This window comes from Mycobacterium sp. 1245805.9 (genome assembly GCF_001672915.1).
In the GTDB taxonomy this organism is placed as follows: Bacteria; Actinomycetota; Actinomycetes; order Mycobacteriales; family Mycobacteriaceae; genus Mycobacterium.
On record NZ_LZKR01000026.1, the window covers coordinates 16,985 to 32,998 of the forward strand.

Sequence of the window (16,014 nt, forward strand, 5' to 3'; positions counted from 1 at the left end):
CTCCGATGGCAGCCTAAGCCCCGGCGTGGGTCGGCAACAACAGCTGTCCCGGCTCACGGGGCCGCCGGGTGGCTTCCATTCGAAACGACCCCCCGCGCGGTGAGGTGATCGATCAGCGGGATGGCGCCCGCGGCAAGGTGTTCCGACATGGCCGCCCGCGCGAGCTCCTGGTCGTGCTTTTTCAGGGCTGACAGGATCCGGCGATGGTCCTTGATCGACTGTGCCGGCCAGCCCTCGATGGCGGGGAACACCGATTCCGGTGCGTAACGGGTGATCTGCGACATCATCTGGGCGAGCTTCGGCGAGTCCGCGGCGACGTTGATGGCGCGGTGAAATTCGTGGTTGAGGCGCACCGTCCGCTCGGTGTCGTCACCGGCGTAGGCCTCTTCGAGCTCGGCCTGGATCTGCTTGAGTTCGCGAAGCTGCTCGTCGGTGATGTTGATCGCGGCCCGCGCGGCCAGCTCCCCTCCGACGTAGCCCTGCACGTTGGCGACATCGGTGACGTCGCGCCCGGTCACCGGCAGCACCACGAAACCGCGGCGGGGTTGCTGGGCGATCAGCCCCTCGGCCCGCAGCGCGAACAGCGCCTCTCGCACCGGGGTGACACTGATCCCCAGCTCCGCGGCCAGTTGGTCCAGGCGGACGTACGTTCCGGCCGCATAGGTGCCGTCGAAGATCCTTCTGCGGACGAAGCGCGCGACGTCGTCGGAAAGCTGTGGCCGCGCAGCGAAATCCGGGGTGGTCATCGCCTCACACCTGATACTCGGCGAGCAGCCGCTTGCTGATGATGGACTTCTGGATTTCGCTGGTTCCCTCGCCGATGAGCAGGAACGGGGCATCGCGCATCAGCCGCTCGATCTCGTATTCCTTTGAATAGCCGTAGCCGCCGTGGATCCGGAAGCTCTGCTGGGTGACCTCCGAGCAGTATTCGCTGGCAAGGTATTTGGCCATGCCTGCGGCGACGTCGTTGCGCTCGCCGGAATCCTTCAACCGCGCCGCGTTGACCATCATCAGGTGCGCGGCCTCCACTTTGGTGGCCATCTCGGCCAGCTGGAAGGCGATGGCCTGGTGTTCGGCGATCGGCTTGCCGAAGGTGTGCCGCTGCTGGGCGTAGCGCACCGCGAGTTCGAAGGCGCGGATGCCGATGCCGCACGCGCGCGCCGACACGTTGACCCGGCCGACCTCGATGCCGTCCATCATCTGGAAGAAGCCCTGCCCGGGGGTGCCGCCGAGGATGTCGTCGGCGCTCGTCCGGTAGCCGTCGAAGATCAGCTCGGTGGTGTCGATGCCCTTGTAGCCCAGCTTGTCGATCTTGCCGGGGATCACCAGGCCGGGCACGACCTCGCCGAAGCCCGTTGGCTTTTCGACGAGGAACGCGGTGAGGTTGCGGTGCGGCTTGTCGGCGCCTTCGTCGGTGCGCACCAGCACCGCGACCAGGGTCGAGCTGCCGCCGTTGGTCAGCCACATCTTCTGGCCGTTGATCGTGTAGCCGCCGTCGGCGTCGCGCTGGGCCCGGGTGCGGATCGCGGCGACGTCGGAGCCCAGCTCTGGCTCCGACATCGAAAACGCGCCGCGCGACTCGCCGGTGGCCATGCGCGGCAGGAACCGCTGCTTCTGGGCGTCGGTGCCGTGCTGGCGCAGCATGTAGGCCACGATGAAGTGCGTGTTGAGCACCCCCGACACGCTCATCCAGCCGCGGGCAAGTTCTTCGACGCACAGCGCGTAGGTCAGCAGCGACTCCCCCAGCCCGCCGTATTCCTCGGGGATCATCAGCCCGAACAGGCCCATCTCCCGCATCTGATGGACGATGGCTTGGGGGTAGGCATCGTCGTGCTCGAGTTGCGGTGCGTTGGGAATGACTTCCTTTTCGACGAATTGCCTTACGGTTGCGATGATCTCGGTCTGGAACTCGGTCAGGCCGAGGGTTTGGGCGAGTTTGGTCATGCGCTATCCGTCCCTATCGTCTTGGCGCTCGTCAGGCGTGCGATGTCCGCGGTCGTCAACCCCAAACACTCGGCGAGCACGTCGGCGGTGTCTTGTCCCACCGCGGGCGCCGGTGCGCTCGCGGGATGGGTGCCGTCGAATGCGGCCGGCAGGCCGGGGGCGAGATAATCCCCTACGCCCGGCTGGTGCAGCCGGGAAAACAGCGGATTGGCCGTCACCTTCGGGTCGGCGGCGGCCTCGGCGAAGGTGCGGTAGCGCTCGAACAGCACGGTGGTCCCCGACAGCGCGGCGGCGACCTCGTCGGCCGTGTAATCGGCGAACCAGGTGGCGAACAGCCCGGACAGGGCGTCGCGGTAGCGATAGCGGTCGCCCTCCGAGCCGAAGTCCACGCCCAGCGCCTCCTCGAGCGCCGACACCGCGGCACCGGTGCCGGTCACCGCGACGAGGTCGCGAAAGTGCCTGCGCGTCAAGGTGACCACCATGAAGCCGATCCCGTCGCGGCTGGTGAAGTCCTGCCCGTACTGGCCGTAGATGGCGTTGCCGAGCCGTTGCCGCTGCGTCCCGTTGACCTGCGGTTCGGTCAGCAGCCCGAGGTTCCCCGCCGTGGCCAGCGCCACGTCCTCCAGCGCCAGGCTGACGCGCGCGCCCGCCCCGCTCTGCTCGCGGCGCCGGACGGCGGTGACGACGGCCAGCGCGGCGTACAGGCCGCAGCACACGTCCCAGGCCGGCAGCACGTGGTTGATCGGGCCAGCGTGCTCGGCCGGACCGGTGACGAGCGGGTACCCGATGCCCGCGTTGACGGTGTAGTCCACGGCGGTGGACCCGTCAGCGCGTCCCAGCAGTTGGACGCTGATGACGTCGGAACGCTTGGCGGCCAACACATCGTGGCCGAGCCAGGGCAGCCCGGCGGCGTTGGTAACGACGATGCCGTCGCCCTCGACGATCAGCCGCTGGACCAGCTCCTGGCCCTCGGGCGAGCGCAGATCGATGGTGGCCGAACGCTTTCCCTTGTTCAGGCCGGTCCAGTAGATCGAGGTGCCGGCGGCGGACAGCGGCCAGCGCTGGACGTCGGATGCGCCGCCGATCGGGTCGACGCGGATCACCTGCGCGCCGAGCTGTCCCAGCGTCATCCCGCACAGCGGGGCGGCGACGAAGCTGGACACCTCGACGACGGTGAGTCCGCTCAGCGGAGCGGTCACGATGGGGCGACCCGCTCGAAGATTGCGGCCAGGCCCTGGCCCCCGCCGATGCACATGGTCTCCAACCCGTAGCGCGCCTGGCGGCGGTTGAGTTCGCGCGCCAGGGTCGCCAGCATCCGCCCGCCGGTCGCGCCGACGGGATGTCCCAGCGAGATTCCCGACCCGTGCACGTTAGTCCGGTCGTGGTCGGCGGCGCCGAAGTTCCATTCGCGCATCACCGCAAGCGCCTGCGCGGCAAACGCCTCGTTCAGCTCGACGACGTCGATGTCGGACAGCCGCAGGCCCGCCTTGGCGAGGGCGACCTCGGTGGCCGGGACCGGGCCGATGCCCATGATGTTGGGCGCCACGCCCGCCGACCCCCACGACACCAGCCGGACCAACGGCGTCAGGCCGCATTCGGCCGCCTTCTCCGGGGTGGTCACCACACACATCGACGCCGCGTCGTTCTGCCCGCTGGCGTTGCCGGCCGTCACCGTCGCCTCCGGATCCTCGGCCAGCAGAACAGGTTTGAGCTTGCTCAACGACTCCACCGACGTGTCGGCGCGCGGATGCTCGTCGGTGTCGATCAATTCGTCACCCTGGCGGGTGCGGACGGAGACCGGAATGATCTCCTCGGCCATGATGCCGTCCTTCTGGGCGGCCACCGCACGCTGGTGCGACCGCACCGCAAGCCCATCCTGCTCCTGGCGCGAAATGCCGTACTGGCGGCGCAAGTTCTCGGCGGTCTCCAGCATCCCGCCCGGCACCGGGTAGTTGCGGCCCCCGGCGGTGGTGCGTCCCCGCGCCAGCCCGTCGTGCACCCGCACGCCGCTACGGGCGCCCCCCCAGCGCATGTCGGTCGAGTAGAAGGCGACGTTGCTCATACTTTCGCAGCCGCCGGCGACGACCAGATCGTGGTCGCCGTTGCCCACCTGCAGGCACGCCTGGATCACCGCCTGCAGGCCCGACCCGCAGCGCCGGTCGACCTGCATCCCCGGAACCGTCACGGGCAGGCCGGAATCCAGCGCCACCACCCGCCCGATCGCCGGCGCCTCGCTGCTGGGGTAGCAGTGGCCGAGGATGACGTCTTGCACGGCGTCGGGCGCGATTCCGGTCCGCTCGAGCAGCCCCTTGAGGGCGGCCACGCCCAGGTCGACGGCGGTCAGCGACTTGAACATTCCGCCGTAGCGGCCGATCGGCGTGCGCACGGGTTCACAAACGACGGTCTCGCGCATGGTCGCTGCTCCGCTCAGATGTGCCGGCCGCCCGTGACTTCCATCACGGTGCCGGTCATGTAGGAGGACAGGTCGGAGGCCAGGAACAGGGCGACGGTCGCGACCTCGCTGGGCTCACCGGCGCGGCCCATCGGAATCTCGGCCACCTTCTCGTCCCAAATGCGTTGCGGCATGGCCTCGGTCATGGCCGAGCGAATAAGGCCAGGAGCGATCGCGTTCACCCGTACCCCGAGGTACGCAAGCTCCTTCGCCGCCGCCTTGGTCATGCCGACGATCCCGGCCTTGGCCGCCGAATAGTTGGTCTGGCCGACCATGCCGACCTTGCCCGACACCGACGACATGTTCACGATGGCGCCGCGCTTGTTTTCCCGCATGATCGCCGCCGCCAGCCGGATGCCGTTCCAGGTCCCCTTCAGGTGCACGTCGATGACCTGATCGAACTGCTCTTCGGTCATCTTGCGCATCGTCGCGTCGCGGGTGATGCCGGCGTTGTTGACCATGATGTCCAGGCCGCCGAAGCGCTCGACGGCGGTCTGAATCAGCGTCTCGACCTCGGCCGCCCGCGTCACGTCGCAGCAGACGGCCAGCGCCACCTGGTCGCCGCCCAGTTTGTCGGCCGCGGCCTGGGTGCCCTCGAGGTTGACGTCGCCGAGCACGACCCGCGCCCCCTCGGCGACGAATCTCTCGGCAATGGCGAAGCCCAGCCCTTGCGCACCACCTGTGACGACTGCAGTCTGACCGTCCAGCAACGACACGTGAAACCCGCCTCCCTCGCTTTGGCCCCGCCATGGGGTATCCGTCGGTCGAATATCATATTTCATATAGGATCGCGCTCGGCGCCGGGTGCGCCGGGGCCCAGCGACAACTTCCAAAGAGGAGCGCCCGCCTATGACGACCGCCGAAATTCAGGAAGTGCCCGACGAGGACTTCCGGGAGATCCTCGCCCAGACCCGGCACTTCGTCCGCAGCGCCGTCGTCCCGCGCGAGCAGGAGATCCTGACCGACGACCGGGTGCCGGACGACCTGCGCGACCACGCCAAGAAGATGGGCCTGTTCGGGTATGCGATCCCCCAGCGGTGGGGCGGCCTGGGCCTGAACCTCGTCCAAGACGTCGAGCTGGCAATGGAATTGGGCTACACCTCGCTCGCGGTGCGGTCGATGTTCGGCACCAACAACGGCATCGCGGGGCAGGTTCTCGTCGGCTTCGGCACCGACGAACAGAAGCGCCGGTGGCTGGAGTCGATGGCGTCGGGCGACGTCGTCGCCTCCTTCGCGCTGACCGAGCCCGGCGCCGGCTCGAACCCGGCCGGCCTGCGGACCAAGGCCAATCGCGACGGCGACGACTGGGTGATCTCCGGTGACAAGCGCTTCATCACCAACGCGCCCGTCGCCGACCTGTTCGTGGTGTTCGCGCGCACCCGACCCGCCGACGACCAGGGCCCCGGGATCGCCGTCTTCCTGGTGCCCGCGGACGCCGCGGGCGTCCAGGTGGGCGTCAAGGACGCGAAGATGGGCCAGGAGGGCGCCTGGACCGCCGACGTCAGCTTCAACGACGTCCGCGTCGGGGGCGACGCGCTGATCGGTGGCAGCGAGGACATCGGCTACCGGGCCGCGATGACGTCGCTGGCGCGCGGCCGTGTTCACATCGCAGCAATCGCGGTGGGCGCCGCACAACGCGCGCTTGATGAATCCGTGGCGTATGCGGCCACGGCGACGCAGGGCGGGACGCCGATCGGGAGCTTTCAGCTGGTGCAGGCGATGCTCGCCGACCAGCAGACCGGGGTGCTGGCCGGGCGTGCGCTGGTCCGCGAGGCCGCGCGGCTGTGGGTCAGCAACGAAGACCGCCGGATCGCGCCGTCGGCGGCCAAGCTGTTCTGCACCGAAATGGCCGGCAAGGTAGCCGATCTCGCGGTCCAGGTGCACGGCGGCAGCGGCTACATGCACGGCGTTCCCGTCGAACGCATCTACCGCGACGTCCGCCTGCTGCGGCTCTACGAGGGCACCAGCGAGATCCAGCGCCTGATCATCGGCTCGAACCTCGTCAAGGCGGCGCAGCGATGAGCGGCAGGTTGGCGGGGCGGGTGGCACTGATCACCGGGGCGGCGCGCGGCCAGGGGCGGGCCCACGCCGTTCGGATGGCCCGGGAGGGCGCCGACATCATCGCCGTCGACATCGCCGGCAAGCTCCCGTTCTGTGTCCCCTACGATTCCGCCACGCCCGACGACCTCGCCGAGACCGTCCGCCTGGTGGAACAGACGGACCGTCGAATCTTGGCCACCCCCACCGACGTTCGCGACTTCGACGAACTCCGACGGGTGGTCGAGGACGGAGTCGGCGCCTTCGGGCGTCTCGACATCATCGTCGCCAACGCCGGAATCTCGGCCCCGCAGGCCTGGAACGACATCACCCCCGACTCGTTCCGCGACGTCATGGAGATCAACGTGACCGGCACCTGGAACACCGTGATGGCGGGCGCCGACAAGATCATCGAAGGGGGGCGCGGCGGCTCGATCATCCTGATCAGTTCCGCGGCCGGCATGAAGTTGCAGCCGTTCATGGTGCACTACACCACCAGCAAGCACGCGGTCGCCGGGATGGCGCGCGCGTTCGCCGCCGAGTTGGGCAAGCATTCGATCCGGGTCAACAGCGTGCACCCGGGTCCGGTGAACACCCCGATGGGCTCCGGCGACATGATCGCGGCGATGGCCAAGGCCATGGAGACCAATCCGCAGCTGGCCAACATGCTCACGCCGTTCCTGCCCACCTGGGCCGCCGAGCCCGAAGAGGTCGCCGACGCCGTGTGCTGGCTGGCCAGCGACGAATCGCGCAACATCACCGCCGCGCAGATCCCGGTCGACCAGGGTTCGACGCAATACTGATCCGCCCCCGGCGGGAATAGCCCGCACGGATCGGTATTTTTAAGCGGCATGAAAGCTTTCACCGAAACCGAACGTCAGGAGTTCCTCGCCGATACCCACGTCGGCGTCCTGTCCGTGGCCGCCGACGGCCGCCCGCCGGCCAGCGTCCCGATCTGGTATGACTACACGCCCGGCGGCGACATCCGGATCATGACCGGGGCGTCGAGCCGCAAGGCGCGGCTCATCGAGCGCGCGGGCGCGGTGACGCTCGTGGTCCAGCGCGAGGAGTTGCCCTACCAGTACGTGGTGGTGGAGGGCACCGTCGTCGGGACCACCAAGCCGGCCCCGGCCGACGCGCAGGAAGCGATCGCCATCCGATACCTCGGCGAGGAGGGCGCGCGCGCATTCCTGCGCAGCATGGAGGGTGTCGAGGAGGTGCTGTACACCATCCGCCCGGACCGGTGGATGAGCGCCGACTTCACCGGCGACCTCTAACCGAGCAACTCCAGCGTTCCCAGCTCGCGGATCGCCCGACAGCCGCGGGTCAGCATGACGAGCACCATGTCGTCGCCGCGTTCGGTGGCGGCGGCGAAGGCGAACCCCAGCGCGGAGATCAGCGGTGCCTGCAGCACGCCGAGTCGGTAGTCGCGCCAACATGTTTCGCGGTCGTAGCCTGTGACCCCGCGGCTCGTCAGCGCCCGGTGATAGTCGGCGACGAGGCCTTCCTCGATGTCGGCGCGCAGTTGCGGTTTCAGGCTGGTCGCGGTGAAGTAGGCCAGATCCCTGGCGGGCAGGCCCACGCCGAGCGTCTGCCAGTCGACCACGCTGACCCGCGTGCGGTCGGGATCGAACAGCATGTTGTCCAGCCGGTAGTCGCCGTGCAGCAGTGCGAACCGGTCGTACTCGGCCAGCAGCCATGGCGCCACCAAACCCATTGCCGCGCTGAAGGTATCCCGGTCCTCGGCGGTCATCCGATCGCCGAGTTTCTCGAGCGTGATGTCGGCGCTCATCTTCGCCACCTCGCCCAGGCCGTTGGCTCCGGCCTCGTCCGGCCGCCCGAACGCGATGCCGTCGAAATTCAGCCAGACCGGATCGCACCAGGTGGGCGCGTGCAGGCCGGCCAGGGCGGCAACCGCGAGGCGCGCTTCGACTTCTCCGCAGCCCGCGAGCTGGTCGCCCTGCACCGCCGGCGCCTCGTCGGCGAGCAGCAGAGCGAAATCCATTGCATCCTCGGAGATCTCGCAATAGAAGCACTCCGGCGTCGGCACCTGCACCCGATCGGCCACGGCTGAGTAGAACGCGCATTCGCTGCGGTATCCGATGACGACGCGGTCGCGCACGGTGTCGTCCTGGGCGGGCAGCTTGATGACGAACGTCTGCGGCAGGTCACCGGGATCCGTCGCATAGCTGGCGGCGACCCGGTAGGCGGCGCCTGTCTGGCCGGTGCCGATGGCAACCACGTCAACGCCGGACACCGCGACGGGCGCGCGCCGTTCGCTGAGCACGCCGGACAGCCATTCCGCGGTCACGTCGCCGGGGTACCGGGGAATCGACAGCACAGCACTCATGGGCAGGCCTCCAGCGCTCCGACGGTCAATTGACCGATCAACTGTAAGGCATACGGCAAGAGCGGCGGTCAGCCGCCGTAATCGGCGGCGATGTGCCACTCCGCGGCCTCGCGCTGCTGCCGCCAGAATTCCTCGAAACGTCCTCCCGCGGAGAGCAGTTCGTCGACCGTGCCGTCCTCGATTATCCGGCCGTTGTCGACAAACAGGACCCGGTCGGCGTGGCGAATGCTTGCCAGCCGGTGCGCGACGATCACCCGGGTGCGCGTACCCCGGCCGGCGCCGACCGCGTCGACCACCGCGGCCTCGTTTTCGGTGTCGAGGGCGCTGGTCGCCTCGTCGACCAGCAGCAACGGCGCGTCCTTGAGCAGGGCACGCGCGATGCTGACGCGTTGGCGTTCGCCGCCGGAGAGCGCCGAGCCGGCCTCGCCGACGACCGTGTCGGCGCCGTCGGGCAGCCGGCCGGTGAGTTCGTCGACCCGCGCCAGAGCTACGGCCCGCGCGAACTGCTCGTCTCCGGCGGCCGGGTTTCCGGCGAGGACATTCTCGCGGATCGTGCCGTGGAACAGGTACGGATGTTGGAACACGACGCTGCTGGTCGCGCGCCGGGCCTCGGCGTCCAGAGTCGCCGCGTCCACGCCGTCGATGAGCACGCGGCCCCGGGTCGGCTCGTGCAGCCCGGCGAGCAGCGCCAGGATGGTGCTCTTGCCCGAGCCGGACGGGCCGACGATCGCCGTGGTGGTGCCCGCCCGCAGCGAGAAGCTCAGCCCGTCGAGCGCCGGCGCGCTCGCTCCGTCGTAACCGAAGGTGACGTCGTCGAACTCGATTCGGGGGGCCGCGGTGGGCCCGGGCAGCGTGGCGGTCCCGGCCTGCATGACGGGCGCGGTGAGCACGGATCGGATGCGGTCCAGCGTGGCGCGGGTGCTCTCGAGCGCCGGGGCCAGCTCGCTGATGGTGGTGAATGGCTCGAGGTAGCGGGCGATCACGACGATCAGCGCGATGGCCTCCGGCACGCTGAGGGTCCCGCTCAGCGCCAGCGCCGTGGTCGTGCCCGCCAGCAGGATGAGGGCCAACTGGCTGGCCAGGCTGAACAGCAGTTGGCCCGGAACCTGCATGGCCAGCAGCCGCATCGTCGCCCCGCGTTGTGCGGCCAGCGCCTCGCCGACCAGGCTGCGGGCGGGCTCGGCGCGCCGGGCGGCCCGCAACGCCTGCTGGGTTCGGGCGAACTCGATGATCCGTTCGGTGAGCGCGGTGTTGGTCGCGGCGGCCGCGGTGTCGGCGCGGCGCGCCAGCCGCGCGGAGCCCCACAACGCCCCCAGCAGGAGCGGCACGCCGCCCAGCGCGGCCAGGCCCAGCTGCCAGGACAGCGGCAGCAGCGCCAGCGCGATGGCCGCCGGCAGCAGGATCGCCGTGACGAGCGGCGTGAGCAGGTTGACCACCAGGCCCACGAGTTCCGGGCCCGTCGCCGCGATCGCCTGCCGTGCGGTCGCGGTGTTTTCGGCGCTGAGCCAGTCCAGCCGGACGTCCGGCAGGCGATCGGCCACGTCGTGCTGGCTGTGGTCGAGCACGGCGAAGCCAAGATCCAGGCCGATGCGCGCGGTCGCGGTGTCGATCACCCAGCCGGTCACCGTCGCGGCGGTGAGCCAGCCCAGCCACACCAGCGCGCGCTGCGGTTCGCCGCCGAACAGCGCGCCCACCAGTGGGACCAGCAGCACCGTGGCCGCCGCCCGCACCGCGACGGAGATCAGGGCGAGCGCGGCGTAGGAAAACACCTTGGCGCGGCGCTCTTTGGGAACCAGACCGACCCAGGTGCGAATCATCGCGCCGCCTCCCCGGCCGCGGCCGCCGGCACCGCATCGCCGTGGCCTGTATCCCATAGGCGGCGATAGCGTCCGTCCGCGGCGAGCAGCTCGTCGTGGGTGCCGCGTTCGGCGATCCGGCCCTCGTCGAGCACGACGATCTGGTCGGCCCGGGTGATGGTGTGCAGCCGATGGGCGATCACCAGCACGGTCCGCTCCCGGGTGAGCCGGTTGAGCGCTTGCTGCACAAGGTATTCCGATTCCGGGTCGGCGAACGCCGTGGCCTCGTCGAGGATCAGCACCGGGGTGTCGGCGAGGATGGCGCGGGCGATGGTGAGCCGTTGGCGTTCCCCGCCGGACAGCCCGCTGCCCGCACCCAGCACGGTGTCGTAGCCCTGCCGCAGTCGCATGATGCGGTCGTGGATTTGGGCCTCGCGGGCCACGGCCTCGATCTGCGCGGCGGTGGCGTCGGGGACGGCCAGCGCGATGTTCTGCGCGACGGTGCCGTGCACGAGCTGGGTTTCCTGCAGCACGAAGCCGAGGTGGGTGTAGAGCTCGTCGGCGCTCAGCGACCGAATGTCCTGTCCCCCAACGTATATCGCGCCTTGATCGACGTCGTGGAATCGGGCCAGCAGCGCGGCCAGCGTCGACTTCCCCGAACCGGACGGGCCGACCAGCGCGGTGACGGTGCCGGGCCGCAGCGTCAGTGACACGTCCCGGATCACCGGAACGCCGGGGCGATACCCGAAGCCGACGTGATCGAACACCACGGTCCCAGGCGAGTCGCTGTGGGGCGCTTCCTGCCGTCGCACCTCGAGTTCGGGCTCGTCGAGCGCGTTCTGCAGCCGCCGGGCGGCCAGCAACCCGGCGCGGATGCCACCGAGCCCGTAGGCGATGCCGAGCAGGCGCGCGCCAAACGTGGTGCCCAGCAACAGGAACGGCAGCAGGTCGACCGGGTCCATCCGCCCGCCCGCAATAAGCAGGGTGCCGGTCGCCACGATGAGCCACAGGAACGTCGAGGGGCGGGTGGCCAGGTCCATCAGCGTCTTCTTGCCGGCGAGGGGACGCTGCCAGGCCGCCAGGAACCCGACGTACTCGTCGAGGCGGCGCCGGAAGTTGGAGGCCGCGGCGCCCCCGAAGACGCGAATCACCGGCTGCCCTTCGAGATACGCGCCGGCCTCCCCGCTCATCCGCTCCGCCCAGCGCTGTGACTGGGGGATGCGGGGGCCGGATTGAATCGTGATGGACGATGTCAGCACCAGATAGACCAGGACGGGCACGAACAGCACCAGCGCCACCCGCCAGTCGACGGCGAACAGGTAGACCAGCACCGCCACCGGCGCGACGACCGCGGCGACCGCGTCCGGGATGGCGTGCGTGACCAGATAGTGCAACGCCAGCGTGTCGTCCTGCACCAGCTGCTTGATCGACCCCGATCCGCGCGCCGTGAACCAGCCCAGCGGCAGCCGGGACAGCTTGGTCAACAGCCGTGAGCGCAAGCCGCTCGCGAAGCGCGCGTCCAGGACATGCAGCCACAGCGTGAGCGCGGCGCCGAGCACGGTGCCGAGCCCCAGGAGCGAAACCGCAGCAATGCCAAGGGTCCACAGGCGTTGCTCCCCGGCGCCGGATACCAGCAGCCGGGCCAACTCGACGAGGAGCACGAACGGCGCCAGCTGCACCAGCGTGATCACGGCCTGCAGCGCGCCGGAGACGATCAACGCCGGCCGCAGTGGTGCCAGCAACCGGCCCGCACCTTGGGCGCGCCAGCTGCCGCGCGGCGTCGGCGTGGGCGCTGGTGGCGCTGGTTCCGGCTCTGGCACAACGGTTTCCGTCTCGTCGCCGCGGCTGGTGCCCATCGCCCGCCCGGCGCTCCAGTAGGCCTGGGCGTGAATCTCGGACTTGGGAAACCCGAACTCGTCGCGCAGCCGCGTGCGGACGTGCTTGAGCGTCGTCGCCTCGGGCGTGGCCCAGGCGTACCAGTTCGACCAGTCGCGGCTCTCGATCGCCGCGGCCAGGGACTTCTCGTCACGGCGCGGCACCCAATGCACCCGCAGCCGGGGGTGTTTCGCGAGCGGGATCAGCGCGTCGTTGTCGTCGTGCTGCTCGAGGTACACCTCGACCGGGACGTCGTCGGGGACCGTTCCCACGATCCCGTTGATCCCGGGGATCGACGCCGAGTCCCCGATCAGCAGGTAGCCGGCCGGTTGCTCGTCGGGCGGGTCGAAGCGCGACGAGCCCATCAGCGACATGACCGCGATCGTCGCGCCGGGTTGCACGGTGCGCGCCCACAATGACGCCGGTCCCGCCGGCTCGTGCAGCACCACGTCGACGGCGAAGCGACCGGCGGCGGCGTCCGCCTCCGAGATCGTGTATGCGCGCTGGAATTCGGTGCTCGATCCGTCGGGGTCGGGGAACCAGAACCGCAGCCATGCCGCGGGTTCGGCCTCCACCTCGTCGAACAGCGTCGGCGACTGCATCCGCACGCGCACGAAATGCGGTGCGATGCGCACGGTTTCGACGACCGTCGCGGTGTGGTCGCGGGCGCCGAAGCTGCGCAGCATCACCCCCTGGAATCCGCGGGCCATCAGCGGTTCGCCCTGACGACCTCTGTCTCAGCGCTCAGCGGCGGCCACCCGCCCCGACGTGACGCAACCGACTGCATTCAGCGAACCCTCCGAGTAGGTAAGTTACCCCACAAACTAAGGGTTGCCTTACCAAAGGTCAACCCGGGTCGTCTCGGCTATATCACCCGCTGGGCGCACCTTGCGCGCCGAGATCGACGAAACCGTGACCTCCGCTCGAACTTTTCGCGGTGGCGTGGATCTGGGCGAGCCTTGGCCGAGGTGGCTAGGCCGCCCGCTCGGCTCCCCGCAACTCACGCAGGGCGGTGCGCAGTCCGCGCCGTTTGCCCGTCTGGGGATCAACGAAGCTTTCCCGCAGCCCCTCGCGGACGCGGAACTTCAGTTCCGAACGCGTCTCGCGGGCATCATCGGGCGTCGCCTGGAGGAGTTTGTCGGGCAGGGCGAGTTTGAGGATCGTCCAGAACGTCTGCAGGTATTGGCGGCCAAGGGATCCCGTGGTGTACGGGAGGTCGTACTTGTCACACAGCTCGCGCACCCGCAGGGCGATCTCCGCGTAGCGGTTGCTGGGCAGGTCCGGGAAAAGATGGTGCTCGATCTGATAGCACAGGTTGCCACTGACGAAGGCCATCAGCGGCCCGGCGTTGAAGTTCGCCGACCCGAGCATCTGGCGCAGATACCACTCCCCCTGTGTCTCGTTCTCGAACTCCTCGACAGTGAATTTCTCCGCGCCGTCGGGAAAGTGGCCGCAGAAGATCACCATGTACGCCCAGATGTTGCGAATCAGGTTGGCGGTCATATTGGCCTTGATGGTGCGCTTCCAGTTGCGCCCGCTCAGCGCGGGGAAGATCAGGTAGTCCTTGCCCTCCTGCCTGACGAGCTTCTTCATGATCACCCGCAGATCCTTGGCCGCCTCGGCCCAGCTCTTTTCCTTCTTGCGCAGCTTCGCACTCTCGATGTGGTGCAACGCGACGCCGTACTGGAAGAACGTACCCAGCAGCACGTTGTAGATCGGGTTGCCGAGCATCCAGGGTTCCCACGGCTCGTCGCGCGTGACGCGCATGATGCCGTAGCCCACGTCGGCGTCGAGGCCGACGACGTTCGTGTACTTGTGGTGGACGAAGTTGTGGGAGCGCTTCCACTGCACGCTCGGGCAGGTGGTGTCCCACTCCCATTCCGTCGAGTGGATCTCCGGATCATTCATCCAGTCCCACTGCCCGTGGATGATGTTGTGGCCCAGTTCCATGTTCTCGATGATTTTCGCCATGGCGAGCATTGCGGTGCCGGAGAGCCACGCAAGCTTGTTGTGGCTGGCGAACAACGCAATTCGTCCGCCGGCGGCCAACGTCCGCTGGAGCTGGATGGACCGGCGAATGTAGCGGGCGTCGCGCTCACCGCGGGACTCCTCGATGTCGGCGCGGATGGCGTCCAGTTCGTGCGCGAGTTGCTCGATGTCCTCGGTGGTCAGGTGCGCGTATTCCTTGATATCGGTGATTGCCATAGGTCCCCCTAGATCTTGATCGTGCAGTCTCCGGATGCCGTGGAGATGCAGGTTTGGATGCGGTCGCCCGCGCTGTGTTCGGTGCCCGACCGGAAGTCGCGCACGTGCCCCGCCTCCAGCGGCAGCACGCACGTCTGGCAAATTCCCATCCGGCACCCGAACGGCATCTGGATACCAACCTGCTCGCCGGCCTCCATAATGGATGTGGCGCCGTCGATTTCGACGGTCTTGTCGGATATGGCGAAGGTGACCGTTCCGCCTTCGCCGCCCTTGTCCGTGGCGGCGATGGTGAAGCGCTCCATGTGCAGCTGATCGCCGCAACCCGCCGCTTTCCATGCGTCTTCGGCAGAGTCCAGTAGCGCGGAGGGGCCGCATACCCAGGCGGGGCGTTGCTGCCAGTCGCCGACGATATCGCCCAGCTGGGCAAAGTCGAGGTGGCCGTGAGTTTCGGTGAGCTGCAGGTGAAGTCGATACCCCGGCTGAGCCTTTTCCAGCTCGCGTAGCTCGTCGTGGAATATCACGTCGTCTGCCCTGGGCGCCGAGTGGATGTGCACGATGTCCGCCTGTTGGCCGCGCGACCTGAGAGTGCGCAACATGGCCATCACCGGGGTGATTCCACTGCCGGCGGTGATGAACAGGATCTTGTGTGGTGGCGGGTCGGGCAGCGCAAAATCTCCCTTGGGAGACGCCAGCCGGACGATGGTGCCCGGCTTGACCCCATTGACCAAGTGGGTCGACAGAAAGCCCTCGGGAGTGGCCTTGACGGTGATGGTGATGTTCTTGCTGTCGCGGCGCGGGATCGACGTCAACGAATAAGAGCGCCAGTGCCATCGACCGTCGATCCGTAGGCCAATGCCGACGTACTGGCCCGGCTTGTAGCGCCCCGAAAAACCCCAACCGGGCTTGATCGTGACGGTCGCCGAGTCGGCGGTTTCGGGGCGGACGTCGACGATCAGGCCGCGCAACTCCCGCGCCGACCACAGTGGGTTGAGCAGCTTGAGGTAATCGTCGGGCAGCAACGGGGTGGTCGCGCGGGCGGCCAGCCCACGCGGCACATTGACCCAGGATTTGGCGGTCTGCACACCTTTGGCGGGCGCCGTGCTCCAACGAGTGAGGCTACGAAACGGAGAAGCCATAAGTCATTCCACCGGTCTGATCGAGGTTTCCGTGGGCCGGTCGGCTCACGCTTTCCCATCGGCTTCCCATCCGCTGCGTTCGATAAACACATGTTCGCCGACTTGATTCTCCGTGGCCTCCTGACGCATACCGAAAATGGCGTTCTAGCTGCGAATTCAAGCGTCTGCAGATGGATCTGCGCGCCATTGAACGCAGTGCCAATTTGTAAACACGCGTAA

At 68.5% G+C, this 16,014-nt stretch carries 13 protein-coding genes; 3 read left to right on the forward strand and 10 right to left on the reverse strand.

Annotation, left to right across the window (positions count from 1 at the left end):
- Positions 1 to 53: 53 nt before the first annotated feature.
- The 5 genes from A9X00_RS03920 to fabG form a co-directional block, all read right to left on the reverse strand.
- Positions 54 to 746 (reverse strand): GntR family transcriptional regulator, encoded by a 693-nt coding sequence (locus A9X00_RS03920; RefSeq protein ID WP_067149415.1) that lies wholly within the window; start codon positions 744 to 746, stop codon positions 54 to 56.
- Between the two features lie 4 nt (positions 747 to 750).
- Entirely contained in the window at positions 751 to 1,944 is a 1,194-nt protein-coding gene (locus tag A9X00_RS03925) for an acyl-CoA dehydrogenase family protein (protein WP_067149416.1), read from the reverse strand.
- Positions 1,941 to 3,074 (reverse strand): CoA transferase, encoded by a 1,134-nt coding sequence (locus tag A9X00_RS03930; RefSeq protein ID WP_232006665.1) that lies wholly within the window; start codon positions 3,072 to 3,074, stop codon positions 1,941 to 1,943. The genes A9X00_RS03925 and A9X00_RS03930 overlap by 4 nt, the downstream gene beginning before the upstream one ends.
- Positions 3,075 to 3,139: 65 nt before the next feature.
- Positions 3,140 to 4,357, reverse strand: coding sequence for an acetyl-CoA C-acetyltransferase (locus tag A9X00_RS03935; protein WP_067149418.1), 1,218 nt, complete (start codon positions 4,355 to 4,357; stop codon positions 3,140 to 3,142).
- A gap of 14 nt (positions 4,358 to 4,371) precedes the next feature.
- On the reverse strand, positions 4,372 to 5,112 hold the full coding sequence (fabG, locus tag A9X00_RS03940; RefSeq protein ID WP_067149420.1) for a 3-oxoacyl-ACP reductase FabG: 741 nt from the start codon (positions 5,110 to 5,112) through the stop codon (positions 4,372 to 4,374).
- 133 nt (positions 5,113 to 5,245) lie between these two features.
- On the opposite strand from fabG, the gene A9X00_RS03945 reads away from it, so the two are divergent.
- From A9X00_RS03945 to A9X00_RS03955, 3 genes are read left to right on the forward strand one after another with little or no spacing between them, the layout of a single operon-like run.
- On the forward strand, positions 5,246 to 6,418 hold the full coding sequence (locus tag A9X00_RS03945) for an acyl-CoA dehydrogenase family protein (RefSeq protein WP_067149422.1): 1,173 nt from the start codon (positions 5,246 to 5,248) through the stop codon (positions 6,416 to 6,418).
- Positions 6,415 to 7,236: a mycofactocin-coupled SDR family oxidoreductase gene (locus tag A9X00_RS03950; RefSeq protein WP_067149424.1), complete on the forward strand. Its 822-nt coding sequence runs from the start codon at positions 6,415 to 6,417 to the stop codon at positions 7,234 to 7,236. Before A9X00_RS03945 ends, A9X00_RS03950 begins: the two co-directional genes overlap by 4 nt.
- 48 nt (positions 7,237 to 7,284) lie before the next feature.
- Positions 7,285 to 7,710: a pyridoxamine 5'-phosphate oxidase family protein gene (locus tag A9X00_RS03955; RefSeq protein WP_067149426.1), complete on the forward strand. Its 426-nt coding sequence runs from the start codon at positions 7,285 to 7,287 to the stop codon at positions 7,708 to 7,710.
- Here the strand turns inward: A9X00_RS03955 and A9X00_RS03960 are convergent.
- From A9X00_RS03960 to A9X00_RS03980, 5 genes are all read right to left on the reverse strand, one after another.
- Positions 7,707 to 8,783, reverse strand: a complete 1,077-nt coding sequence (locus A9X00_RS03960; RefSeq protein ID WP_067149428.1) for a phosphotransferase family protein — start codon at positions 8,781 to 8,783, stop codon at positions 7,707 to 7,709. The two genes, A9X00_RS03955 and A9X00_RS03960, sit on opposite strands and share 4 nt — an antisense overlap.
- A gap of 68 nt (positions 8,784 to 8,851) precedes the next feature.
- On the reverse strand, positions 8,852 to 10,600 hold the full coding sequence (locus A9X00_RS03965; protein ID WP_067149475.1) for an ABC transporter ATP-binding protein: 1,749 nt from the start codon (positions 10,598 to 10,600) through the stop codon (positions 8,852 to 8,854).
- A complete protein-coding gene (locus A9X00_RS03970; RefSeq protein WP_067149430.1) occupies positions 10,597 to 13,164 on the reverse strand; it encodes an ABC transporter ATP-binding protein/permease in 2,568 nt (855 codons plus the stop codon). Before A9X00_RS03970 ends, A9X00_RS03965 begins: the two co-directional genes overlap by 4 nt.
- A 262-nt stretch (positions 13,165 to 13,426) precedes the next feature.
- On the reverse strand, positions 13,427 to 14,659 hold the full coding sequence (locus tag A9X00_RS03975) for a fatty acid desaturase (RefSeq protein WP_067149432.1): 1,233 nt from the start codon (positions 14,657 to 14,659) through the stop codon (positions 13,427 to 13,429).
- 8 nt (positions 14,660 to 14,667) lie between these two features.
- A complete protein-coding gene (locus A9X00_RS03980; RefSeq protein ID WP_067149434.1) occupies positions 14,668 to 15,795 on the reverse strand; it encodes a ferredoxin reductase in 1,128 nt (375 codons plus the stop codon).
- Positions 15,796 to 16,014 lie beyond the last annotated feature (219 nt).